The sequence below is a fragment of the Kingella kingae genome, assembly GCF_900475905.1.
GTDB classification, from domain to species: domain Bacteria; phylum Pseudomonadota; class Gammaproteobacteria; order Burkholderiales; family Neisseriaceae; genus Kingella; species Kingella kingae.
In genome coordinates, this window is the sequence record NZ_LS483426.1 from 516,222 (window position 1) to 541,691 (window position 25,470).

Consider the following 25,470-nt stretch of genomic DNA (forward strand, 5'->3'; position numbering starts at 1 on the left):
TGGAGTTTGATAGCATGGCTATTACTAAAGAAGACATTTTGAATGCAGTTGAACAATTGACTGTTATGGAATTGAACGAGTTGGTTAAAGCGTTCGAAGAAAAATTCGGTGTTTCTGCTGTTGCAGTTGCAGTTGCAGGTCCAGCTGCTGGCGGCGCTGCTGCTGCTGAAGCGAAAACTGAATTTGACGTTATCTTAGCATCTGCTGGTGACCAAAAAGTTGGCGTGATTAAAGTTGTTCGTGCAATCACTGGCTTGGGCTTGAAAGAAGCTAAAGACTTGGTAGACGGCGCACCTAAAACATTGAAAGAAGGTGTTTCTCAAGCTGAAGCTGACGACATGAAAAAACAATTGGAAGAAGCTGGCGCGAAAGTTGAAATCAAATAATTTTGATTTTCTGACAATTTGACCGATAAGGCTGGTAGTTTTACACTACCAGCCTTGTTTGCGCTTTTACAGATTGAAAATTGGTAAATTTACAATAATTTACTATTTTTAAGCAAGTAAATAGAAAATTATTGTAAATTTTTTTAAATATTAAGTTTTAAAACAGTGCAGGCTGCTTGCGTAACAAGATGAGCAGGCATTTATTTTAGGAGTGTGTTCATGAGTTATACCTTTACAGGGAAAAAACGTATTCGCAAAAGTTTTGCGAAGCGTGAGACGATTTTGGAAGTTCCGTATTTGCTAACGACTCAATTAGAATCGTATAGCCATTTTTTGCAGCAAAATCGTTCTGCGGATAAGCGTGTAGACGAGGGTTTGCAGGCTGCTTTTAGTTCAATTTTTCCTATTTTGAGCAATAATGGTTATGCAGAGTTGCAATTTGACCAATATATTTTGGGCGAGCCTGAATTCGATATTCCTGAATGTCAGCTTCGTGGTATTACTTATGCTGCTCCTTTGCGTGCCAAAATTAAATTGGTTATTTTCAATAAAGAAGGCGCAAAACCTGAGGATAGAGAAATTAAAGAGGTACGCGAAAATACCGTTTATATGGGTGAAATTCCATTGATGACGCCAAGTGGTTCATTCGTGATTAATGGTACAGAACGTGTGATTGTGTCTCAGTTGCACCGTTCGCCAGGTGTGTTCTTCGAGCATGACCGTGGCAAAACGCATTCGTCTGGCAAATTGTTGTTCTCGGCGCGCATTATTCCTTATCGCGGTTCGTGGTTGGACTTTGAATTTGACCCGAAAGATTTGTTGTATTTCCGTATCGACCGTCGCCGTAAGATACCCGTTACGATTTTGTTGCGTGCATTGGGCTACGATAACGAACAAATTTTGGATATGTTCTATGATGCAGAAACCTATTATCTGTTTGGTCAAACTGTTCAGGCAGAAGTGGTGGCGGAACGCTTGCGTGGTGAAACGGCAAAATTTGATATCGTAGACAATGATGGCAAAGTGTTGGTAACGGCTGGTAAGCGTATCAATGCGAAAAATATTCGCGATATTCAAGCGGCTGGTTTGACTCGTTTGAATGTTGAGCCTGAAACTTTGGTTGGCAAAACGTTGGCAAAAGACATTGTTGCCAGCGCAACAGGCGAAGTGTTGGCGGTAGCTAATACAGAAATTACAGAAGAATTATTGGCACAGTTTGATATCAATGGTATTACGCAAATCCAAACTTTGTTTACCAATGAAACCGAAGCAGGTGGCTATATTTCTGCGACATTACGCACTGATGAAACACGCGACAAACAAGCGGCGCGTATTGCCATTTACCGCATGATGCGCCCTGGTGAACCGCCTACCGAAGAAGCAGTAGAAGCGTTGTTCAACCGTTTGTTCTTCCAAGAAGAAAGCTACGATTTGTCTCGCGTGGGTCGCATGAAATTCAACACGCGCACTTACGAACAAAAATTGCTGCCTGCACAAGAAAACAACTGGTATGGTCGTTTGGTGAACCAAACTTTTGCTGGCGTAGGTGAAAAAGAAGCCAAATTGCACATTTTGAGCGTGGAAGACATCGTTGTAACGATTGCCACTTTGGTTGAATTACGTAATGGACATGGCGAAGTTGATGACATTGACCACTTGGGTAACCGCCGCGTACGTTCTGTGGGCGAGTTGGTAGAAAACCAATTCCGTAGCGGTTTGGCGCGTGTGGAACGTGCAGTCAAAGAGCGTTTGAACCAAGCGGAAAGCGAAGGCTTGATGCCAACCGATTTGATTAACGCGAAACCTGTTTCAGCAGCCATCAAAGAATTTTTCGGTTCTAGCCAATTATCACAATTTATGGACCAAACCAACCCATTATCAGAAGTAACGCACAAACGCCGCGTTTCTGCATTGGGTCCTGGTGGTTTGACTCGTGAACGCGCTGGCTTTGAAGTCCGCGACGTACACCCAACGCATTACGGTCGCGTATGTCCTATTGAAACGCCAGAGGGTCCAAACATTGGTTTGATTAACTCGCTGTCGGTTTATGCGCGTACTAATGAATATGGTTTCTTGGAAACGCCATACCGCCGCGTGGTAGATGGCAAAGTAACCAACGAAATTAACTACTTGTCAGCGATTGAAGAAGGCCGCTATGTGATTGCACAGGCAAACTCGGATTTAGACGAAAATGGCTGCCTGAAAGATGAATTGATTACCTGCCGTGAAAAAGGCGAAACTATTTTGGCAACCGCCGACCGCGTTCAATACATGGACGTGGCAACGGGTCAAGTGGTGTCTGTGGCGGCTTCGTTGATTCCATTCTTGGAACACGATGACGCGAACCGCGCATTGATGGGTGCGAACATGCAACGTCAAGCCGTGCCATGTTTGCGTGCTGAAAAACCAATGGTAGGTACAGGCATTGAACGCTCGGTAGCGGTGGACAGCGCAACAGCAATCGTAGCGCGTCGCGGCGGCATGGTGGAATATGTGGACGCAAACCGCGTGGTTATCCGCGTACACGATGCCGAAGCAACCGCAGAACAAGGCGGTGTGGATATTTACAACTTGGTTAAATTCACACGCTCAAACCAATCTACCAACATCAACCAACGCCCAGCCGTAAACGCTGGCGATGTGCTGCAAAAAGGCGATTTGATTGCGGACGGCGCATCAACTGATTTGGGTGAATTGGCTTTGGGTCAAAACATGACGATTGCGTTCATGCCGTGGAATGGTTACAACTACGAAGACTCGATTTTGATTAGCGAGCGCGTGGCGGCTGATGACCGTTACACGTCCATTCACATTGAAGAATTGAACGTGGTGGCGCGTGATACCAAATTGGGCGCGGAAGACATCACACGCGATATTCCAAACCTGTCTGAAAAAATGCAAAACCGTTTGGACGAAAGCGGTATTGTTTACATCGGCGCGGAAGTGGAAGCGGGCGACGTGTTGGTCGGCAAAGTAACGCCAAAAGGCGAAACGCAACTGACCCCAGAAGAAAAATTGCTGCGTGCGATTTTTGGCGAAAAAGCATCTGACGTGAAAGATACTTCATTGCGTATGCCAACAGGCATGAGCGGTACGGTAATTGATGTGCAGGTGTTCACACGCGAAGGCATTCAACGCGACAAACGCGCTCAATCCATTATTGAAGTGGAATTGAAACGCTATCGCCAAGATTTGAACGACCAAATTCGTATTTTTGACAATGACGCATTTGACCGTATTGAGCGCATGATTGTGGGACAAGTTGCCAACGGCGGACCAAACAAATTAGCCAAAGGCAAAGAAGTTACCGCCGAATACTTGCGCGAATTGCCTAGCCGCCACGATTGGTTTGATGTTCGCATTGCGGATGAAGACATTGCCAAACAAATGGAATTGATTAAACTTTCATTGCAACAAAAACGCCAAGAAGCGGAAGAGTTGTATGAAGTGAAAAAACGCAAAATGACACAAGGCGACGAGTTGCCACCAGGTGTTCAAAAAATGGTTAAAGTGTTTATCGCCATCAAACGCCGTTTACAGGCAGGCGATAAAATGGCCGGTCGCCACGGTAACAAAGGTGTGGTATCGCGCATTCTGCCTGTGGAAGATATGCCTTACATGGCGGACGGTCGCACGGTGGACATCGTGTTGAACCCGTTGGGCGTACCGTCTCGTATGAACATTGGTCAGATTTTGGAAGTACACTTGGGTTGGGCGGCAAAAGGCATTGGACAACGCATTGACCGTATGCTGGCTGAACAACGCAAAGTCGGCGAAATCCGTCAATTCTTGGATAAACTGTATAACCATAGCGGTAAACAAGAAGATTTGGACAGCTTGACCGATGATGAAATTTTGACGTTGGCGCACAATTTGAAACGTGGTGTGACTTTTGCATCGCCAGTATTTGACGGCGCGAAAGAAAAAGAAATCTTTGATATGCTGGAATTGGCTTACCCAAGCGATGACCCTGAAATGCAAAAACTGGATTTCAACGACACCAAAACGCAAATCCGCTTGTTTGACGGACGCTCTGGCGAACCGTTTGACCGCCGTGTAACGGTGGGCGTGATGCACTATTTGAAACTGCACCACTTGGTAGATGAAAAAATGCACGCGCGTTCAACAGGTCCATACTCTTTGGTAACGCAACAACCGTTGGGTGGTAAAGCACAATTTGGTGGTCAGCGTTTCGGTGAGATGGAGGTTTGGGCATTGGAAGCATACGGCGCGGCATACACATTACAAGAAATGCTGACGGTTAAATCCGATGACGTAACAGGTCGTACCAAAATGTATGAAAACATCGTCAAAGGCGAACACAAAATTGACGCAGGTATGCCTGAGTCGTTTAACGTGATTGTGAAAGAAATCCGTTCGCTGGGCTTGGATATTGATTTGGAACAGAACTAACTTTGTTTCAGGCTGCCTGAAAAGGTTTAAAACGCAGTTTCAGGCTGCTATCTAAAGTTATTAAGTTAGGGAGATTGATGATGAAAACGATGAAACATTTTCTATTGGTGTTGATGTTGTACACTACGACAGTCTATGCTGCACCTACTATGAGCGACAGCGAACGTATTGCTGTTTTAGAGCGACAAGTGGCTCGCTTAACCGAGCAAGTAAATCAATTGCTGGTTGAACGATTAGGTCAATCATCACACGCTCAAACCGTACATGTATGTAGCATTCAAGCCTTTACTGATACCTATCGTGCAGAAAATGTGAATCTAGGTAGAGCTCGCTTGGCAGCTTTGCAACAATGTCGTAAAAATCATAACGCTATGTTCTGTGAAGACAGTGCGGTGCAATGTAAAACGTATTGATAATTTCGGGCAGCCTGAAAAACCCAGTTTCCCTTTTTCCTAAAAATATCCAAAAAAGTCTCAAAAAATCGCCCAAACTAGGAGCAAAAATGAACTTAACCGATTTATTCGCCCCCCTGCAACAAGCAGGTTCAGAAGAATTTGATGCCATTAAAATTGGCATCGCGTCGCCAGAGACAATCCGCTCATGGTCTTACGGCGAAGTGAAAAAACCCGAAACGATTAACTATCGCACATTCAAACCAGAACGCGACGGCTTGTTTTGCGCCAAAATTTTCGGTCCAGTTAAAGACTACGAATGCTTGTGCGGCAAATACAAACGCTTGAAATACAAAGGCGTTACCTGTGAAAAATGTGGCGTAGAAGTTACCCTGACCAAAGTTCGTCGCGAGCGCATGGGTCATATTGAATTGGCTGCGCCTGTTGCCCACATTTGGTTTTTGAAATCATTGCCAAGCCGTTTGGGTATGGTGTTGGACATGACTTTGCGCGATATTGAGCGTGTGTTGTATTTTGAAGCATTTGTGGTAACTGACCCAGGTTTAACCAGCCTGCAACGTCGCCAATTATTGACCGAAGAAGATTACTACAACAAATTAGAAGAATTTGGCGAAGAATTTGATGCACACATGGGTGCCGAAGGCGTGCGTGAATTGTTACGCAGCCTGAATGTGGAACAAGAAATTGAAACTTTGCGCCAAGAATTGCAATCAACCAGCAGCGACACCAAAATCAAAAAAATCGCTAAACGTTTGAAAGTATTGGAAGCATTCCAACGTTCTGGCATGAAATTAGAGTGGATGATTATGGACGTGTTGCCAGTCTTGCCGCCTGATTTGCGCCCACTCGTGCCATTGGACGGCGGACGTTTTGCCACTTCTGATTTGAACGATTTGTATCGCCGCGTGATTAACCGTAACAACCGTTTGAAACGCTTGTTGGAATTGCGTGCGCCTGACATCATCGTCCGCAACGAAAAACGTATGTTGCAAGAAGCGGTTGATAGCTTGTTGGACAATGGTCGTCGTGGTAAAGCGATGACTGGCGCAAGCAAACGCCCATTGAAATCTTTGTCTGACATGATTAAAGGTAAAAGCGGTCGTTTTCGTCAAAACTTGCTGGGTAAACGTGTGGACTACTCTGGTCGTTCTGTGATTACAGTAGGTCCTTACTTGCGTTTGCACCAATGTGGTTTGCCGAAAAAAATGGCGTTGGAGTTGTTCAAACCGTTTATTTTCCACAAATTGGAAAAACGTGAATTGGCAACCACCGTTAAGGCAGCCAAAAAATTGGTAGAGCAAGAAGTGCCAGAAGTTTGGGACATCTTGGAAGAAGTGATTCGCGAACACCCAATTTTGCTGAACCGTGCGCCAACCTTGCACCGTTTGGGTATTCAAGCGTTTGAGCCGATTTTGATTGAAGGTAAAGCGATTCAGTTGCACCCATTGGTGTGCGCGGCGTTTAACGCGGACTTTGACGGCGACCAAATGGCGGTTCACGTTCCATTGTCTTTGGAAGCGCAAATGGAAGCGCGTACGTTGATGTTGGCATCAAACAACGTGTTAGCCCCTGCAAACGGCGAGCCAATTATCGTACCGTCTCAAGATATTGTATTGGGTCTGTACTACATGACTCGCGACAAAATCAACGCAAAAGGCGAAGGCACATTGTTCGCCGATGTGAAAGAAGTACACCGTGCTTACCACACCAAACAAGTGGAATTAGGTACAAAAATTACCGTTCGCTTGCGTGAGTGGGTGAAAAACGAAGCAGGCGAATTTGAGCCTGTGATTAAACGCTACAACACCACTGTGGGTCGTGCGTTGCTGTCTGAAATCTTGCCAAAAGGCTTGCCATTCAGCTACATCGATACCGCATTGAAGAAAAAAGCGATTTCTAAATTAATTAACGCATCATTCCGCTTGTGCGGTTTGCGCGATACAGTGATTTTTGCTGACCACTTGATGTATACAGGTTTTGCATTGGCAGCGAAAGGTGGTATCTCCATTTGCGTTGATGATATGGAAATTCCAAAAGAAAAACCTGCATTGCTTGCCGAAGCGAATGCCGAAGTAAAAGAAATCGAAGATCAATACCGTCAAGGTTTGGTAACCAACGGCGAACGCTACAATAAAGTTGTGGATATTTGGGGTCGTGCAGGCGATAAAATCGCCAAAGCCATGATGGACAACTTGTCTACGCAAAAAGTGATTGACCGCGAAGGCAAAGAAGTTGACCAAGAGTCGTTCAACTCAATTTACATGATGGCGGACTCTGGTGCGCGTGGTTCGGCAGCACAGATTAAACAGTTGTCTGGTATGCGTGGTTTGATGGCAAAACCTGACGGCTCGATTATCGAAACGCCCATTACTGCGAACTTTCGCGAGGGTTTGACGGTATTGCAATACTTTATTGCGACACACGGTGCGCGTAAAGGTTTGGCGGATACGGCATTGAAAACAGCGAACTCTGGTTACTTGACTCGCCGTTTGGTGGACGTAACACAAGACTTGGTAGTGGTTGAAGACGATTGCGGCACATCAGAAGGTTTCTCAATGAAAGCCGTGGTACAAGGCGGCGATATTATTGAGCCATTGCGTGACCGTATTTTGGGTCGTGTAACCGCAACCGATGTGATTGACCCAAGCACAGGCAGCACATTGATTGAAGCTGGCACAATGCTGGACGAAAAACTGGTTGATTTGATTGACAACTCTGGCGTGGACGAAGTGAAAGTCCGCACACCAATCACTTGCCAAACACGTTATGGCTTGTGCGCAAAATGTTATGGTCGCGACTTGGCACGCGGTAAATTGGTGAACGCAGGCGAAGCAGTCGGCGTCATCGCAGCGCAATCTATTGGTGAACCAGGTACACAGCTGACAATGCGTACGTTCCACATTGGTGGTGCGGCATCTCGAGCAGCAGCAGCCAGCCAAGTAGAAGCAAAATCAAACGGTACGGTTCGCTTCAACAGCCAAATGCGTTACATCGCCAACAACAAAGGCGAATTGATTGTGATTGGTCGCTCTTGCGAAATCATGATTTTGGACGCAGCAGGTCGCGAACGTGAATTGCACAAAATCCCTTACGGTGCAACGCTGAAAGTGCAAGATGGCGAAGAGTTGAAAGCAGGCACAACGCTGGCGACTTGGGACCCGCATACGCACCCAATGATTACCGAACACGCAGGTCGTGTGGAGTTTGAAAATGTGGAAGAAGGTGTAACCGTTACCCGTCAAGTGGACGACGTAACAGGCTTGTCTACTTTGGTGGTGATTGACGGCAAACGTCGTGGCAGCACCAGCAAATTGTTGCGCCCAACGGTTAAATTATTGGACGAAAATGGCGAGCCTGTGATGATTCCTGGCACAGATACCCCTGTGTCTATGGCGTTCCAAGTAGGCGCGATTATCCAAGTACGTGAAGGTCAAGAAATTGGCAAGGGCGATGTGTTGGCGCGTATTCCGCAAGCATCAACCAAAACACGCGATATTACGGGTGGTTTGCCGCGCGTAGCCGAATTGTTTGAAGCGCGTGTGCCAAAAGACGCAGGCATGCTTGCCGAAGTAACAGGTACAGTTTCATTTGGTAAAGAAACCAAAGGCAAACAACGCTTGGTGATTACCGATTTGGACGGCGTGGCATACGAGACTTTGATTTCCAAAGAGAAACAACTGTTGGTGCATGATGGTCAAGTAGTAAACCGTGGCGAAACCGTTGTGGACGGCGCGGTTGATCCACACGACATCTTGCGCTTGCAAGGCATTGAAGCTCTGACACGCTACATCGTACAAGAGGTTCAAGAGGTTTACCGCTTACAAGGTGTGAAAATTTCTGACAAACACATTGAAGTGATTATTCGCCAAATGTTGCGCCGCGTGAACATCGTGGACGCTGGCGACACCAACTTCATTACAGGCGAACAAGTAGAACGCGCCGAAGTGATGATTGCCAACGAGCAAGCCATCGCCGCTGGCAAAGAGCCTGCTCGCTTTGAAAATGTGTTGTTGGGTATTACCAAAGCGTCTTTGAGTACCGACAGCTTCATTTCTGCGGCATCGTTCCAAGAAACCACGCGCGTATTGACCGAAGCTGCCATTATGGGTCGCAAAGACGACTTGCGCGGCTTGAAAGAAAACGTGATTGTGGGTCGCTTGATTCCTGCGGGTACAGGTTTGAGCTACCATCGTTCACGTCGTGCGGCTTGGGCAGCACAACGCAGCGCAGATGCGGTTGCTAACCAACCAGCAGCAGACGAACAACAAGACGCGTAATCGCAAAAAAGTGCAGGCTGCTTTGATGTTTAAAAAGTAGCCTGCAATAGAAAACGGACAAACAGTTTAGATTGTTTGTCCGTTTTGGTTTGATGAACGTTTTTATTAAAAAGCAGCCTGCACATTAGGTTTACCCAAAAAGTGCAGGCTGCTTTTTCCGTGTTGGTTTACTCCTCTTTCGGTGTAGGCGGTTCAAGCTGCTCTTTCCAGCCACACTCTTTCTGCGGACAAACGCGCTCAACGCCCCAACGCTTCGTCACTTTCCGCATCGTAACTTTCCAGCCACATTGCGGACACGGCTCGTTTAACGGTTCGTGATTAACCGCGTATTTACAATCAGGATAGCAATCGCAACTGTAAAAAGTCGTGCCAAAACGCGATTTGCGTTCCACCAAATGCCCCTTGCCGCATTGCGGACACGTTACGCCCGTGTCTTTCGGCTTTTCCAACGGCTCAACGTGTTTACACTTCGGATAATTCGCGCAACCAATAAACTTGCTGCCTGAACGACTCGTTTTGTAAACCAACTGACTGCCGCATTTCGGACATTCACGCCCTTCCAATTCCGCTTGCTCTGCCACTTCTTTCGCCACACGTTCGGCGGCTTGCTCGGCGGTTTCGTTCACATTGCGCGTGTAGCTGCATTCAGGATAGCCAGCACACGCCACAAAACGCCCAGCGCGACCAAATTTAATTTGCAATTTGTGATTGCCACATTGCGGACACGTTTCGTCCAGTTCTTCCGTAGTGAATTTGGCGCGTTCAATGCCTTCTTTTTCAACCACTTGCTTGTGAAAACCTTTCCAGAATTTATCCATCACAGGAATCCACTCGCGTTTGCCATTCGCAATTTCGTCCAGTTGGTCTTCCAATTTCGCCGTGAAATCGTAATCCACATACTGCTCAAAATGCTCGGTCAAAAACTTATTCACAATCTCGCCTGTATCAGTCGGCTGAAAACGGCGTTGTTCCACGATCACATATTCACGGTCTTTTAACGTCTTGATAATGCTCGCATAAGTTGATGGACGACCAATGCCAAATTCTTCCAACGCTTTTACCAAAGTCGCTTCATTGAAACGCGGCGGCGGTTGTGTGAAATGTTGTTCGCCATACAGATTATCCACAGGCACAACATCGCCCACCGCCATTTCAGGCAGCTTTTTCTGGTCTTCGGCAGCATCTTCCTCGTCCTCGCCCTCTTGATACACGCTCAAAAAGCCAGCAAAAACCAACACTTGCCCCGTAGCGCGGAACACACCCTCGCCCACGTTAATATCTACCGTTGTCGCGTCAAATTTCGCGTCCACCATTTGACACGCCACCGTGCGCTGCCAAATCATTTGGTACAACTTAAATTGGTCAGCCGACAAAAACGGCTTCACGCTTTCAGGCGAACGATAAACCGAAGTCGGGCGAATCGCTTCGTGCGCTTCTTGTGCGTTTTTAGACTTCGTTTTATACATTTTCGCCGAAGATGGCAGAAAATCCGCGCCAATTTTATTTTCAATGTAATGGCGAATTTCCGTCAGCGCGTCTTCCGATAAAGTAACGCTATCGGTACGCATATAGGTAATCAAACCCACCGCGCCTTGCCCCACGTCAATGCCTTCAAAAAGCTGTTGCGCGGTACGCATCGTGCGGTCAGTCGTGAAACCCAATTTGCGAACCGCGTCCTGCTGCATCGTGGAAGTGGTGTACGGCGCAGCTGGTTTGCGTGTTGCTTTTTTCTTGGTTACATCAGCCACTTGCGCGGTTTTGCCTTGCAATGCGGCTAAAATACTTGCTTGACTGGCTTCGTCGGGTAGTGAAAATTGCTCTAACTTATTGTTTTGCCAATGGGTTAATTTCGCTGAAAATTTGGTGCGACCCTTGTGGCTATCCAAATGAATTGACCAATATTCTTGCGATTCAAACGCCTTAATTTCGTTTTCACGCTCGCAAATCAAACGCAACGCAGGACTTTGCACACGCCCAGCCGACAAGCCGTAGCGGATTTTTTTCCACAGCAACGGCGACAAATTAAAGCCCACCAAATAATCCAAAGCGCGGCGCGTTTGTTGCGCGTCCACCAAATTCATGTCCAAACTACGCGGATTTTGAATAGCAGCCTGCACACCTTTGGGCGTAACTTCGTGGAAGACAACACGTTGAATTTTATCCATTACGCCTTTCATGCCGCGTTTGGATTTCAGGATTTCTGCGATGTGCCACGAAATCGCTTCGCCTTCGCGGTCGGGGTCGGTTGCCAAATAGATGTGTTCTGCTTCTTTGGCGGCGGCAACGATGGCATCAACGTGTTTGCTGTTTTTGCTAATGATTTGATATTTCATCGCAAAATTATCTTCGGGATTGACTGCGCCATCTTTGGGAATCAGGTCGCGGACGTGTCCGAAAGACGCGAGTACTTCAAAATCGCCACCGAGATATTTTTTCACGGATTTGATTTTGTTGGGGGATTCTACGATTAGGAGATTTTTTGACATGGTTCGTTTTTATTATTTAATTTTAATTGTAAAAATAGGGTTTTAAGCAGCCTGCACATTTAAGCATTAAAATCACAGGTCATCAAATCAAACAACTGCTCAATCATGCCGTAGCGTTCGTTCCATTTGTAAAAATCATCAACGATTTGGCTGTCAAGATGAATCATTTGTTCAATAAAATACGCTTTGTTTTCCGCATGATTGAGCCAATTTGCCATCATTTCCTTAAACTCTGGCTAACTAAATCTTTGGCTATATCCAAACTGGCACAGCATTCAGTACAGATATTCAATGGCGGTTTGGGTACTGGATAATGCTTAAAAACTTGATAGCATTCATCAATAATTGGTTTTAACTTTTGATAAATTTCAGTCATTTTTTTAAATCCAGTTTGGAATATCGGCGTGATGCGTCAAAGCAGCCTGCAATCTTTCTTTTTTATATTCTTATTATATTGTGTTGATTTTGGCAAGTGGTTTATTAAAAAACAGTCGGCGCGTGTCCGACTGTTGTCTGTTTGTGTGCAGGCTGCTTTTTACTGCATCGTGCTTTTGCCGTGCAACACGCTCATCAATTCATCGCCAATCAACACAGGCAATTCGGAACGATGCGCCCACAGCACCAACAAAGCCAGCACTTTGGCATTTTCCAGTGTGATGTTGTCATACGGCAAGTGCATCAGCGCGTGGATAATGTATTCGCGCTGCATGGCGTTGATGGTACCGCTGTGTTCTAAAAAGTGCAGCAAACCGCGAATTTCGGTAGATAAAATTTCCAATTCTTCAATGTGATACACGCGCAATGCAGGTTGCTGGCGGTGCAGGCTGCTTTGGTTGATTTCGGGCAACTCGTCCAATAAATGCACACACGTTAAGGCATCGCTGATGTCGTCATATTCAAAGCCAGCGTCTTCCAGCATTTCGCCCAAATCTTGCGGTTGCGGAATGTCGCGTACATCGGCAAAATGTTCCAATAAAAAAGCCACCACGTTTCTCATCTTGTTTACACCTGTTTACTCAATGGCGCGTATTTTAACATTCTATATATCAAATCGCAGCTTTTTTACCATAACTTGGCTATAATCCGCACCGTTTATTTTAATTGATAGGAAATCGCAATAAATGATAATCCAACATGCAAAAACCGCCATTGCTGGTGCACAAATTTTGTTCGTTGCCTTTGGTGCAATGGTTTTAGTGCCAATTTTAACAGGCTTGAATCCTGCACTTGCCTTGTTAGGCGCAGGCATTGGCACGTTGATTTTTCAACTGCTCACCAAACGCAAAGTGCCGATTTTTTTGGGTTCTTCCTTTGCCTTTATTGCTCCCATTATTGCCGCCAAACAAACATGGGGCGTGGGCGCAACCATGTTCGGCTTGTTTGCTGCTGGTTTTATGTATTTTGTGTTTGCGGCGGTGATTCGTTGGCGTGGACTGGCGGCGGTGCATAAATTGTTGCCGCCTGTGGTGATTGGCCCTGTGATTATTGTGATTGGCTTATCGGTGGCAAGCGCGGCAAGCAGTATGGCGGTTGGCAAGGGTGGCGATGTGCAAGTTGTGCCGTATGCAACTGCTGTCGCGCTGTCGGCGTTCACGTTTTTGGTAACGGTGTTGGTTACGGTGTTCGGCAACCAATGGCTCAAACTCATTCCCATTTTGGTAGGCGTGGCGGCTGGCTATATTGCCGCGTTGATGGCTGGTGTGGTGGATTTTCAAGCCGTGATAGACGCGCCTTGGTTTGCGTTACCCACGTTCACAACACCCGAAATTAACTGGAATGCGGCGTTGTTTATGCTCCCAGTTGCCATTGCACCCGCGATTGAACACATTGGCGGTATTTTGGCGATTGGCGCGGTTACAGGTAAAGACTATGCCAAAGACCCCGGCTTGGACAAAACGCTCACAGGCGACGGTTTGGGTGTGTGCGTAGCAGGTTTGCTTGGTGGCCCGCCTGTTACCACTTATGGCGAAGTAACAGGCGCGGTGATGATTACCAAAAACAGCAATCCTGTGATTATGACGTGGGCGGCGATTTTTGCGATTGGCATGGCGTTTTTTGGCAAGTTTAATGCGTTTTTAGCGTCCATTCCCCTGCCTGTGATGGGCGGCGTGATGTTGCTGCTGTTTGGCACGATTGCATCGCTGGGCTTAAAAACGCTCATTGATGCGAAAGTGGATTTGATGAGCCCGAAAAATTTGGTGATTGTTAGCTCCACGCTCACGATTGGTTTGGGCGGATTTTTTGTGCAACTGGGCGATATGGCGTTTGCAGGCGTGGGCTTGTGCGCGGTGTTGGCGATTGTGTTGAATGCGGTGCTGCCTGATGTGGCGGAGTAGGCAAAATATAGTGGATTCAATTCAAACTATTACCGCGTTGCCAACTCCCTTATGTATTAGCTGTACACGGCGGTCGTTGTCGCCTTGTCCTAGTTTGAATTTAATCCACTATAAAAGTGCAGGCTGCTTTTTGAGTATTTTAAAAGCAGCCTGCACTTTTTATTGACGCGATTTATTTTCGCAACTCTTTGGGCAACACAAACACAATGCTCTCTTCAATGCCTGCGCCTTGTTGCATATCGTCAATGCCCCATGCGCGGATTTGTTCAATCACGCCTTGCACCAACACTTCGGGTGCGCTCGCGCCTGCGGTTAAGCCGACTTTATTTTTGCCGTCAAACCATTCGCGCTGCAAATAACTGGCATTATCTACCATGTACGCGTCCACGCCCAAACCTGCCGCCACTTCGCGCAAACGGTTGCTGTTGGAAGACGCTGGCGAACCGACCACAATCACAATATCGCATTCTGCCGCCAAATCTTTAACCGCTTTTTGGCGATTGGTTGTCGCATAGCAAATGTCTTCTTTGTGCGGATTTTTGATGTTGGGGAAACGTGCATTCAGGGCGGCGATGATGTCTTTGGTTTCATCAACCGATAGCGTGGTTTGACTAACGTATGCCAATTTATCGGGATTGTTCACGACCAATTTCGCCACGTCTTCGGGTTTTTCCACGAGCAGCATTTCGCCGTCTGCAAGCTGCCCCATTGTGCCTTCCACTTCAACGTGCCCTGCGTGTCCAATCATGATGATTTGGTAATCTTGGCTATCCAAACGCGCCACTTCTTTGTGGACTTTGGTAACCAGCGGACAAGTTGCGTCAAACACGCGAAAACCGCGTTCTGCCGCTTCCGCTTGCACGGCTTTGGATACGCCATGCGCGGAATAAATCAGCGTTGCGCCTGTGGGTACGTCCGCCAAATCGTCAATAAAAATCGCGCCTTTGTTACGCAAATTGTCCACAACAAATTTGTTATGTACGACTTCGTGGCGCACATAAATCGGTGCGCCAAATTCTTCCAAGGCGCGTTCTACAATGGAAATGGCTCTGTCCACGCCCGCGCAAAAACCGCGTGGATTGGCTAGGGTAATGGTTTTGTTTGACATATTATTCTCTTGATGACTGATTGAATGTGCAGGCTGCTTTTGCTTTATTCAGCTTCTATATCATTAGGCTGCAAGGCTTGCAACACAGGCAACACGCCCAGCGTAAAGCCTATCCAGTTGGCGATGGCTTCTTGACCCAATGGCTGGCTGTGTTCAATTTGCAGCACGCCATACACGATGCCGTCTTCGCCACAAACGGGCAGGCTGATTTGGCTGGTGGCGCGGCGGTTGTGTTCGCCGTGCAGTTCGCCAATGAGCAGCCAATGTTCGGTGCTGTCGGCGATGTTTGCCCAGCCCGATTGCGCGGTGCGGACGGCTAAATATTGCCATGCGTTGTCTTCGTTTAGGGCGATGGCGGTTTCTTGCGCCGTGCCTTGTTGCACCAAGCGAATCAGTTGGGCGGTGGCTTGGTGCAAGCCGTATAGTGCGATGCTTTGCGCTGGTTGGCGGCTGGCGGTGGAATCCAATGCCATATACAGCGGTTTGATGCGGGCTTCTTGCTGCCATTCGCTTGGGAGCTGCGCGTGTTGCCACAGTTGCGGCTCTATGTGCGCTTGTCCGTTGGCGATAATGGCTTGAGTTGCGGCGCGCGCAACGGCAATGGTATCGGCATCACACGATAAGCCTTGGGTTTGTAAATAGTCTTGGATTTGTTTCATGATTTAGTGTGCAGGCTGCTTTTTTGAATCGCGGTATTTTAAATCGCGATATTGTAACGGAAAACGTATAGTGAAATGAAATAAAAACGGGACAAGGCGACAACGCCCGCCGTGTACATCAAGTACATAAGGGCGTTGGCAACGCCGTACCGTTGCGATTTCATTTCACTATAAAAGCAGCCTGCACTTTCTATTAATAAAAGTGCAGGCTGCTTTGTTTGGATTACATCAATTATTTAGCAACATTTAATTCGCCACGCAATTTATGCGTTACTTCCATCATCACTTCTAATTGCTCAATCGTTTCTTTCCAACCGCGTGTTTTCAAACCGCAATCTGGGTTTACCCACAGTTGTTTTACTGGCACCACGTCCATTGCTTTACGCAACAAATGTTCCACTTCCGCAGCAGTTGGTACGCGAGGGCTGTGAATGTCGTACACGCCCGGACCGATGTCGTTTGGATATTTAAATTCGCCAAACGCCGTCAGCAAATCCATATCCGAACGAGAAGTTTCAATCGTAATCACGTCCGCGTCCATTGCCGCAATCGCTGGCAAAATGTCGTTAAATTCAGAGTAGCACATGTGGGTGTGGATTTGCGTGCTGTCTTCCGCGCCAGTTGATGACAAGCGGAATGATTCACACGCCCAAGCCAAATATTCGTCCCATTGTGCGCGTTTCAACGGCATCGCTTCACGAATCGCAGGCTCGTCAATTTGAATTACTTTAATGCCTGCTTTTTCCAAATCCAATACTTCGTCATTCAACGCCAACGCGATTTGTTTACACACTTCGCTCAATGGAATGTCATCACGCACAAACGACCATTTGAACATGGTTACAGGACCCGTCAGCATGCCTTTCATTGGGCGTTTGGTCAAAGATTGCGCGTAAGACGACCAGAAAACCGTCATCGGATTTGGACGAGAAACATCACCGAAAATAATAGGTGGTTTCACGCAACGCGAACCGTAAGATTGCACCCAACCAAATTGGCTGAAACAGTAACCTGCTAATTGTTCGCCGAAATATTCCACCATGTCATTGCGTTCTGCTTCGCCGTGAACAGGCACATCAATTTGCAATTTCTCTTGTTCTTCAACGCAATACGCAATTTCTTTTTTCATTGCCGCTTCGTAATCCGCCGCAGACAATTCGCCTTTTTTGAACGCCGCACGCGCTTGACGAATTTCAATCGTTTGTGGGAATGAACCGATTGTAGTCGTTGGCAAAATGGGCAAATTCATCCATTCTTGTTGCGCTTTAATGCGGTCAGCAAATGGCGATTTACGTTGGTCAGCACCTTTTGGTAAATTCGCCAAACGCGCTTTTACTGCGTCATTGTGGATTTTTTTGTTGGTTGCGCGGTCAGCAGCAGCAGCGTCAGATTCGTTTAAGGCAGCCTGCACCGCAGCTTTGCCATTTTCCAAAGCCTGTTTGATGTTGCCCAATTCGACCAATTTTTGCGCCGCAAACGCCATCCAAGATTTGATTTCGCTGTCTAATTTTTCTTCAACCGCCAAATCTTGTGGGCTATGCAACAATGAGCAGCTAGGCGCAATCCACAAATTATTGCCGAATTTCGCTTTCACAGGCTCTAATGTATCAATCACTTTATTCAAATTCGCGCGCCACACATTGCGACCGTCCACCAAACCCACAGACAACACTTTGCTAGTTGGGAATTGTTCCGCGAACACTGCTAATTGTTCAGGGGCGCGAACGCAGTCAATATGCACACCGTGAACAGGCAATTCGCTCAACAATTTAACGTGTTCCGCCACAGATGCGAAGTAAGTACCGATGATGATACGCACGCCTGTATTTGCCAACTCTTTGTAAACATTCGGGAATGCTTTAACCCAAGCCTCGCCAGCATCAACCGCCAAAATTGGCTCGTCAATTTGAATCCAATCCACGCCTTCCGCCGCCAATTCACGCAATAATTGCGCGTAAACAGGCAACAATTTTGGCAACAATTTTTCAATACGGCAGCCAAATTCTTCTTTTTTCTTACCCAACCACAACAAAGTCAAAGGACCAACCAAAGTTGGTTTGATGTCGTGTCCTTGCGCTTTCGCTTCTTTGATTTGGGCAATCAAACGCGCAGAATGTGCCGAAAATTCGGTATCGCCATGCCATTCAGGCACGATGTAGTGATAGTTGGTGTCAAACCATTTGGTCATTTCCATTGCAAATTGGGTTGCATTGCCGCGCGCCAATTCAAAATATTGTGGCAAAGTCAAATTCGCCGCGTCAAAACCAAAGCGTTTCGGAATCGCGCCCATCGCGCAAATCAAATCCAAAACGTGGTCATAGAATGAAAAATCGCCTACTGGCAACAAATCCGCGCCAGCCGCTTTTTGCGTTGCCCAGTTCAAACGGCGAATTTCAGCCGCGACTTCTTGCAATTCTGCTTCGCTTTTCGCGCCTTTCCAAAATGCTTCTACGGCGAATTTCAATTCGCGTTTTGCGCCTACACGTGGGTAGCCATTTAAGTGGAATGTGTTCATGTTGTTCTCCAAAACAAGGGGAAATTCGAGGGGTAATCTTGTGGACGCTATCTTCGCTGTTTTTGATATAAGTTGCAAACGCTTATTTTCGTCTGTTTGCATGAATCAAATTCATCATAACGCCAAGATGCAGGCTGCTTTTTTCATGTTGATGGGTAATCGGATTGGATTTTTTCAAACACCGCCTGCGGCACATAGCGCGGCACAACGTCTTGCCAACCGCTCACGCCCACCAAACCTTTGACCAGCGTGGACGAAATTTCCGCGATTTCACGCGGTGGCATCAAAAACACGGTGCGAATTGCAGGCTGCAAATCGGCATTGATGTGGCGAATGGCGCGTTCGTATTCATAGTCGCTGCCCGAACGAATGCCGCGTACAATAAACGCTGCGCCCACATCGTGTGCATAATTGACCAAAAACTGGTTTTCAAACGCATCAACGCGCACATTGGGCAGCGATTGCGTCATCGCTTGCAGCATGGCTTGGCGTTCTGCCACGGTGTAGCTGCTTTTTTTGTCGGGATTAACCCCAATCGCCACAATCAGTTCATCAAATAATTGCGCGGCTTCGGTAATCATCCACAAGTGTCCGTTGGTGGGTGGGTCAAAGCTGCCTGCATACACGGCGCGGCGAGAAGTGGTAGTGGTCATGATGATTTATTAGTGTGATGTGAATCGAGCAAACAGAGTAAACACTATTATTAAATAGGTCAAATAAATAAAAGGGCAGGCTGCTTTGTTTATGAAAAAGCAGCCTGCACTTTTTGTTTTACACTTTCCAAGTCAAAGCCAAGTTATACAATTCTTTTTTGTTTTCGTCCGTGATTTTTGCCGCTAGTTCCGCCGCTTGTTTGGTTGGCAGTTCGGCAGACAAAATTTTCATCACATTTTGTGCGTGTTCGGGCAGCGTGTCGGATTTTTCTTTGATGGCGGATTGAATCACCAGCACCATTTCGCCACGCGATTGATTGCTGTCGGCTTGCAAAGCAGCCTGCACTTCCAACACGCTGCCGACAATAAACGTCTCAAATGTTTTCGTGATTTCACGCGCCAACATGATTTGGCGTTCGGGGAATGCGTTTACCATGTCGTCCAAAGTTGCGGCGATGCGATGCGGTGTTTCAAAGGCAATAATCGGGTAATCCGCGTTTTCCCATTGCGCGAATAATTTAGCGCGTTCACCCGATTTTGGCGGCAAAAAGCCGTGAAAATAGAAATGCGGTTCGCTCACGCCTGCCACGCTCAACGCGCCCATAACTGCCGATGCGCCCACAACTGGCACAACTTTGTAGCCCGCTTCACGAACACGCGCCGCGAGTTTCGCACCTGGGTCGCACACGGCTGGCGTGCCTGCGTCTGAAATTTGCGCCACGCTTTGACCGCTTGCCAATGCGGTAATGATTTTGTCCGCCATTTGCTGTTCGTTGTGTTCGCGCACGGAAACGAGTTTCGCTTGAATGCCGTATGCAGAAAGCAGTTGGGCGGACACGCGCGTGTCTTCGGCGCAAACTAAATCGGCTTTTTGCAACACGGCTAGGGCGCGGAGTGTGATGTCCGCCAAGTTACCGATTGGCGTGGCAACGATGTAGAGTGTGCTGGGGGTAATGCTGTCTAGGGCTTTTTGGAAATGTTTTTGCATGATGATTTTTTCAGGCTGCCTGAAAGTTTAAAAAATGTGATTTTAACGTGAATTCAATTTTCAGGTTGCCTGAAACAAACTATTTCATTATGATTTAGGATTCGTATAAGATTTAAGCATTTCTCGCAAAAACTCAATTTCTTTATCTTTTTGAATTAGCAAATCTTTCAAACAATCAATCTCTACTTTCATTGCACTCATTTGGGGTGTGTTATCTGCATAAATACAAAATTGACCGTCATTATTTTCATGATTGATTTGTAAAATCATGCCCTGATTACTTTGTATCAATTCCCATAAATCAATTTTAAAAATATCTGCAATTTGCTGTAAACGTGTCAAATTTAATTGCGTTTCCCCACGCTCAATTCGAGCATAACCACTGGCGGACATTTCTAATTTTTCAGCCATTTCTTCTTGAGACCATTTGTTGAGTTCACGCATTGTTCTGATTTTTTCATTTGTTTTTATGTTTTACCTTCATTTGTTTTATTTTGCCAACTTATGGCGATTTTTGCTCTGTACGATAATCCTAGCACAAAATATACTTTCAATTTCAAATTTATATTTTAGGAAATGCGAAATGGGTTTTTTCCATCGGTTATTTAATCCAATAGATACCAAATATTCCCCAGAAACCAAAGAAATTTACAATAAAGGTGTGGTAGCTTTATCTAAAGGTAATGTGAAGCAAGCAATTGATTATTTTGAACGTGTGGAATATGAACACCCATCCGCTGCTTATAATCTTGGATTGATTTATTTAGATGGCGCAGACGTATTAGTGCCTGATTATGAAAAAGCTCGCCAATATTTTCAGCAAGCTGATGAAATGGGACATGAAAAAGCTAAAATTTCTGCTGAAATTATTGGATTAAATGAAAAAGTATTTTACAGTTTAATTCCAAATCCAAATAATGAAGTATTGCAAGAACGATTTATTAAATCAGCAATTCAATTTTTTGAAGGCAGTCAATGCGGTAATTTGGCTTATATTTTGGCTCATATGTTCATTTTATGGAATGAAAAATATACGTCTTATTCACACCCAAAAGTATTGTTAAATAAAGAAAAATTCAAAGAATTAGTAAATGAATTCATTACTTATGAGGTTTACTGTATTCAAAATTTTGCAAATAAAGAAGTGAATCAATTTTATCAAATTTCATCACTTACTAATGCTAATGGGGATTGGGAGCATTATTACCCACTAAATATGTTTTTCAAGCATAAAATAGAAGCTGAATTATCAGAATATTTTAATGTAAATGCCATACCAATTTTATTGAATATCAATAAGCAATTTCATAAAAAAAATATGAAAATTGAAGACTTTGGTGTTTTGCGTTTAATGGTTGTAAATTATGTTTATGAATATTGCATTCATGAATTTGGAAAAGATTTTTTTGATGAAGAAAATAACGAAGATGAAGAAGATGATGATTTGCCATTTTAATCTATACAAATAAAAATTTTCTAAAAATGGTTTTTAAAGTTCTGCTCGTACTAAAAAAGCAGCCTGCACAAAACTTAAACCGTGCAGGCTGCTTTTTTAATTATTCCGCAATTTCCAACCACTCCGCAGCAAGCCATAAGCCACCGCCGCCATGCCAATCGCAAACACCCAAGTTACCCCCAACGACAAATACGGCGACACATCAGACATGCCAAAAAACGCAAACCGAAATCCATCAATCAAATAAAAAATCGGATTGGCGCGGCTAATCGTCTGCCAAAACGCAGGCAAACTGTGCAGCGAATAAAACGCGCCCGATAAAAACGTGAGCGGCATAATCAAAAAATTCTGAAACGCCGCCAGTTGGTCAAATTTTTCCGAATAAATCCCCGCAATTAGCCCAAAAGAACCCATAAATAAGCTGCCTGAAAGCACAAACGCCGCGCCCAGCAACATATTTTCAGGCAGCGGCAAACCAAAAGGCGCAGTCGCCAACAACACGCCCAATCCCACCAACGCCGCCCGAACCATTGCCGCGCCAATATACGCCGCAAACATGGTAAATGGCGACAACGGCGCAAGCAGCAAAAAAGTCAAATTGCCCGTTAGCCGCGATTGCATTAGGCTAGAAGACGTGTTCGCAAACGCATTTTGCGTCATCGTCATCATCGCCAAGCCTGGGATTAAAAAGGCGTTGTACGGCACATTCGGCAGCACTTCCACATGTTTGCCCATGGCTTGCGCGAAAATCAGTTGATACAGCAACGCGGTTAAAACAGGCGCACCAATCGTTTGCAGCCAAACTTTGGTAAAACGGCTAATTTCTTTGCGAAACAGCGTGTAAAAGCCGACAAAATTCATGATTTTTCCTCCATTTTCGTTAAATTCAAGAAAACGTGTTCCAAATCATTTTCCAAAATTTTCATGTTTTCAATATGGATATTGGCGGTTTTCAGGCTGCCTGAAATCTCCGCAATTTGGTTGTAATCGTTTAATTTTAAAACGTATTGATTTGGTTCAATCATTTGAATGCACAAAGGCTGCAAATTTTCAGGCAGCCTGCACGGAATTTGGATTTGCACGCGTACGCCTTGTTCGCTGTGCAATAGATTTTCCGTTTTGTCCAACGCAATCAATTCGCCCTGTTTCAACATGGCAATGCGCTGGCAATATTGCTCGGCTTCTTCCAAATAATGCGTGGTTAAAATAATCGTATGTCCTTGTTTATTCATGGATTGCATAAATACCCACAAGCTGTGGCGCAATTCCACGTCCACGCCTGCGGTGGGTTCGTCCAAAATAATCACGGGCGGACGATGAACCATCGCTTGCGCTACCATCACGCGGCGTTTCATGCCACCCGATAGATTGCGTAAATTGGTGTCGGCTTTGTCGGTCAAGCCTAAATGGTGCAGCATTTCATCAATCCAATCATCGTTTTTGCGAATGCCGAAATAGCCCGATTGAATTTGCAAAATTTGGCGCACGTTGAAAAAAGGGTCAAACACTAATTCTTGCGGCACAAGCCCTAAATTCATACGCGATTGATGTGATTGGGTTTTGACATCAAATCCCATTACTTCAATTTTGCCTGATGTGAGTTGGTTTAGCCCTGAAATGGCGGAAATAAGTGTGGTTTTGCCTGCGCCGTTTTGCCCAAGCAGCGCGAAAAATTCGCCTTGTTCTACGTTGAATGAAACGTCTTTGAGCGCGGTAAAACCGTTGGCGTAGGTTTTGTGCGCGTTTTGTATGGTGAGTGCGTTCATGTTGGATTTTTTTGTTATGGGGAAAATGGGGATTATACGCTTGAAAGCAGCCTGCACTTTATTGAGTGCACAACAAAAAAGCCGAAATCTCACAATGAAATTTCAGCTTTTTTATTTAAATGGGCGATTTATTTACCGTGCGCACGCCCATTTTGGTTGTGCGAACGTGGTTTGTGGTTCAACAATTGTTGCTGTTGTTCGGGTGTCAAAACTTGGAAAATCGCATGACGCTGTTTTAATATTTGCAATTCACGCGCTTCGTGTTCTTTCATCATCGTAGTGCGTATCTTGTTGGCGTTCTGCAAAAACGCACCAACCGCTATATCAAATCGTATAGACGTAAAAAACCTGCTGTAAAAAGCAGGTTTTTAATATTTGGTGCCCAGGGTCGGACTCGAACCGACACACCTTGCGGCGGGGGATTTTGAGTCCCCTGCGTCTACCAATTTCGCCACCTGGGCAGGTGATGAAGACGCGAATTATACGGACAATTTGAAATTTGTAAAGCGTTTTTTGTAAAAAATGCGATTTAATCGGCAAATTATTTTATGGCTTGGTGGTGTGAATGTTAAAATTGCTGTTTTTTGTGCAGGCTGCTTTGAGTAGTAGCCGTTTGATTGGATATAAAAAATGGTGGACAAATGGGCGATTCATCGGCATTTGGCGATGGAATTGGACGGTAGATTGGCGATTGTGCGTCATGCGCCAAAACAGATTGTGTTGGCTGGCGCAGATGGCGATGTGAGCCGTGCGCTGTTGGCAAAGCGTTATCCGCAGGCGCAGCTGGTGTTGTGCGATACGGCAGAAAAAGTGCAGGCTGCTTTGGCGTTGCAGCCAAAAAATTGGTTGGCAAAATGGAAAGAAAAAGCGGTGCAGCAGCACATTGGCAACCCAAATGCGGATTTGCCTACGATGGGTGCAGATATGTTGTGGGCGAATTTGAGTTTGCCTTTGGCGGACGATTTGGTGCAGGCGTTGGAAAACTGGTCGCGCACGCTCAAAACCGATGGCTTGCTGTTTTTTTCACATTGGGGTGCGGATAGTTTTGCCGAAGTGCGAACGCTGTTGGCGGAACAAGGCGTTCAATGCGCTGCGCCGACTTTGGTGGATATGCACGATTTGGGCGATATGTTGTTTCATCACGGTTTTTATGACCCAATAACCGACACGGCAAAACTGTGTTTGACCTATGAAAACGCAAGCAGCCTGCACGCCGATTGGCAAGCGTTGGACGTTTGGCGCGTGTTGCGCCCCGATAATTTAACCGCTGCACAGCAAATCGTGGACGCGGCGGTGGCTTCGGGCAAGCTCAATCAAATCACGTTGGAAACGGTGTTCGGACACGCTTTGTGCCGAGCGAAATTAAACGATGGCGAACGGCTGGTACAGTTTCATCGCCGCACGAAAGAGTAAACAAGATGATTAGTAGATTGCGTGGTATGTTGCTGGAAAAAATGCCACCACAAATTGTGATAGATGTAAACGGTGTGGGCTACGAGTTGGACGTGTCTATGCAAACGTTTTACGCTTTGCCTGCTTTGGGCGAAACGGTGCAGCTTTATACGTATTTGGTGGTGCGTGAAGACGCGCATTTGCTGTTTGGTTTTGGTGATGCGAGCGAGCGGACGACTTTTCGTCAGTTGATTAAAGTGAGCGGTATTGGCGCAAAAACTGCGTTGGGTATTTTGTCGGCGATGACAACCGATGAATTAGCGCAGGCGATTGCCAACGAAGATGTGAAACGCTTGTCGTCTGCGCCAGGTATCGGCAAAAAAACGGCAGAACGCATGATTTTGGAATTGCGCGGCAAATTGGCGCACAGAGGTTTGGGCGATTTGGCTTTGTTTACGCCTGCTGCGGACACGGACAATCGTGCCGATGTGGTCAGCACCTTGCTGGCGTTGGGCTATTCCGAGCGTGAAGCGCAAGCAGCCTGCAAATCGTTGCCCAACGGTGTGGAAGTGGGCGAGGGTGTGCGTTTGGCATTGAAACAGTTAATGAAGTAGGCAAAATA

The 25,470-nt window shown here is 46.1% G+C and carries 20 protein-coding genes and 1 tRNA gene; 8 read left to right on the top strand and 13 right to left on the bottom strand.

Translation table 11 applies throughout. The features are described 5' to 3' along the window. The first annotated feature begins 14 nt into the window (after window positions 1-14). From rplL to rpoC, 4 genes are all read left to right on the top strand, one after another. Entirely contained in the window at window positions 15-386 is a 372-nt protein-coding gene (rplL, locus tag DQN52_RS02825; protein WP_003787935.1) for a 50S ribosomal protein L7/L12, read from the top strand. Window positions 387-605: 219 nt separating this feature from the next. Continuing rightward, window positions 606-4,799 (top strand): DNA-directed RNA polymerase subunit beta, encoded by a 4,194-nt coding sequence (rpoB, locus tag DQN52_RS02830; RefSeq protein ID WP_003787933.1) that lies wholly within the window; start codon window positions 606-608, stop codon window positions 4,797-4,799. 77 nt (window positions 4,800-4,876) lie between these two features. Next, entirely contained in the window at window positions 4,877-5,212 is a 336-nt protein-coding gene (locus DQN52_RS02835) for a hypothetical protein (protein ID WP_003787931.1), read from the top strand. A gap of 89 nt (window positions 5,213-5,301) precedes the next feature. Further along, window positions 5,302-9,489 (top strand): DNA-directed RNA polymerase subunit beta', encoded by a 4,188-nt coding sequence (gene rpoC, locus DQN52_RS02840; protein ID WP_032827810.1) that lies wholly within the window; start codon window positions 5,302-5,304, stop codon window positions 9,487-9,489. Between the two features lie 167 nt (window positions 9,490-9,656). Here the strand turns inward: rpoC and topA are convergent, their stop codons facing one another. From topA to DQN52_RS02855, 3 genes are all read right to left on the bottom strand, one after another. Next, complete coding sequence (topA, locus tag DQN52_RS02845) at window positions 9,657-11,975, bottom strand: type I DNA topoisomerase (protein WP_003787925.1); 2,319 nt, start codon at window positions 11,973-11,975, stop codon at window positions 9,657-9,659. A gap of 59 nt (window positions 11,976-12,034) precedes the next feature. Next, window positions 12,035-12,193 carry a hypothetical protein gene (locus DQN52_RS02850; RefSeq protein WP_019388942.1) on the bottom strand — a complete coding sequence of 53 codons (159 nt, stop codon included), beginning with the start codon at window positions 12,191-12,193 and terminating at the stop codon, window positions 12,035-12,037. A 317-nt stretch (window positions 12,194-12,510) separates the two neighbouring features. Next, window positions 12,511-12,972, bottom strand: a complete 462-nt coding sequence (locus DQN52_RS02855; protein ID WP_003787922.1) for a DUF494 family protein — start codon at window positions 12,970-12,972, stop codon at window positions 12,511-12,513. Window positions 12,973-13,096: 124 nt separating this feature from the next. Between DQN52_RS02855 and DQN52_RS02860 the strand changes: the two genes are divergently transcribed. Continuing rightward, window positions 13,097-14,311, top strand: a complete 1,215-nt coding sequence (locus tag DQN52_RS02860; protein ID WP_003787920.1) for a uracil-xanthine permease family protein — start codon at window positions 13,097-13,099, stop codon at window positions 14,309-14,311. 172 nt (window positions 14,312-14,483) lie between these two features. Here DQN52_RS02860 and ispH read toward each other — a convergent pair whose 3' ends face one another. The 6 genes from ispH to DQN52_RS02900 all read right to left on the bottom strand — a co-directional run bounded on the left by ispH (window position 14,484) and on the right by DQN52_RS02900 (window position 20,705). Continuing rightward, window positions 14,484-15,440: a 4-hydroxy-3-methylbut-2-enyl diphosphate reductase gene (gene ispH / locus DQN52_RS02870; protein WP_257003590.1), complete on the bottom strand. Its 957-nt coding sequence runs from the start codon at window positions 15,438-15,440 to the stop codon at window positions 14,484-14,486. A gap of 23 nt (window positions 15,441-15,463) precedes the next feature. Beyond that, on the bottom strand, window positions 15,464-16,078 hold the full coding sequence (locus tag DQN52_RS02875; protein ID WP_003787915.1) for a hypothetical protein: 615 nt from the start codon (window positions 16,076-16,078) through the stop codon (window positions 15,464-15,466). Between the two features lie 232 nt (window positions 16,079-16,310). Beyond that, complete coding sequence (metE, locus tag DQN52_RS02885; RefSeq protein ID WP_032827808.1) at window positions 16,311-18,593, bottom strand: 5-methyltetrahydropteroyltriglutamate--homocysteine S-methyltransferase; 2,283 nt, start codon at window positions 18,591-18,593, stop codon at window positions 16,311-16,313. Window positions 18,594-18,736: 143 nt separating this feature from the next. Beyond that, window positions 18,737-19,246: a pantetheine-phosphate adenylyltransferase gene (gene coaD / locus DQN52_RS02890; RefSeq protein ID WP_003787910.1), complete on the bottom strand. Its 510-nt coding sequence runs from the start codon at window positions 19,244-19,246 to the stop codon at window positions 18,737-18,739. Window positions 19,247-19,364: 118 nt separating this feature from the next. Next, complete coding sequence (rsmI, locus tag DQN52_RS02895) at window positions 19,365-20,237, bottom strand: 16S rRNA (cytidine(1402)-2'-O)-methyltransferase (protein ID WP_071461620.1); 873 nt, start codon at window positions 20,235-20,237, stop codon at window positions 19,365-19,367. 84 nt (window positions 20,238-20,321) lie between these two features. Continuing rightward, the gene (locus DQN52_RS02900) at window positions 20,322-20,705 is read right to left on the bottom strand and encodes a helix-turn-helix domain-containing protein (RefSeq protein WP_032827807.1); all 384 of its coding nucleotides are present in this window, start codon (window positions 20,703-20,705) and stop codon (window positions 20,322-20,324) included. A gap of 112 nt (window positions 20,706-20,817) precedes the next feature. Between DQN52_RS02900 and DQN52_RS02905 the strand changes: the two genes are divergently transcribed. Continuing rightward, complete coding sequence (locus DQN52_RS02905) at window positions 20,818-21,690, top strand: SEL1-like repeat protein (protein ID WP_003787905.1); 873 nt, start codon at window positions 20,818-20,820, stop codon at window positions 21,688-21,690. 96 nt (window positions 21,691-21,786) lie between these two features. Here the strand turns inward: DQN52_RS02905 and DQN52_RS02910 are convergent, their stop codons facing one another. From DQN52_RS02910 to DQN52_RS02920, 4 genes are all read right to left on the bottom strand, one after another. Then, window positions 21,787-22,551: an ABC transporter permease gene (locus DQN52_RS02910; RefSeq protein ID WP_003787903.1), complete on the bottom strand. Its 765-nt coding sequence runs from the start codon at window positions 22,549-22,551 to the stop codon at window positions 21,787-21,789. Next, complete coding sequence (locus DQN52_RS02915) at window positions 22,548-23,456, bottom strand: ABC transporter ATP-binding protein (protein WP_032827806.1); 909 nt, start codon at window positions 23,454-23,456, stop codon at window positions 22,548-22,550. Before DQN52_RS02915 ends, DQN52_RS02910 begins: the two co-directional genes overlap by 4 nt. A 128-nt stretch (window positions 23,457-23,584) precedes the next feature. After that, window positions 23,585-23,731, bottom strand: a complete 147-nt coding sequence (locus DQN52_RS10895) for a hypothetical protein (RefSeq protein ID WP_003787898.1) — start codon at window positions 23,729-23,731, stop codon at window positions 23,585-23,587. 101 nt (window positions 23,732-23,832) lie between these two features. After that, window positions 23,833-23,917, bottom strand: a tRNA-Leu gene (locus DQN52_RS02920). A gap of 169 nt (window positions 23,918-24,086) precedes the next feature. On the opposite strand from DQN52_RS02920, the gene DQN52_RS02925 reads away from it, so the two are divergent. Next, complete coding sequence (locus tag DQN52_RS02925) at window positions 24,087-24,869, top strand: hypothetical protein (protein ID WP_003787893.1); 783 nt, start codon at window positions 24,087-24,089, stop codon at window positions 24,867-24,869. Window positions 24,870-24,874: 5 nt separating this feature from the next. Further along, window positions 24,875-25,462: a Holliday junction branch migration protein RuvA gene (ruvA, locus tag DQN52_RS02930; RefSeq protein WP_032827805.1), complete on the top strand. Its 588-nt coding sequence runs from the start codon at window positions 24,875-24,877 to the stop codon at window positions 25,460-25,462. Window positions 25,463-25,470 lie beyond the last annotated feature (8 nt).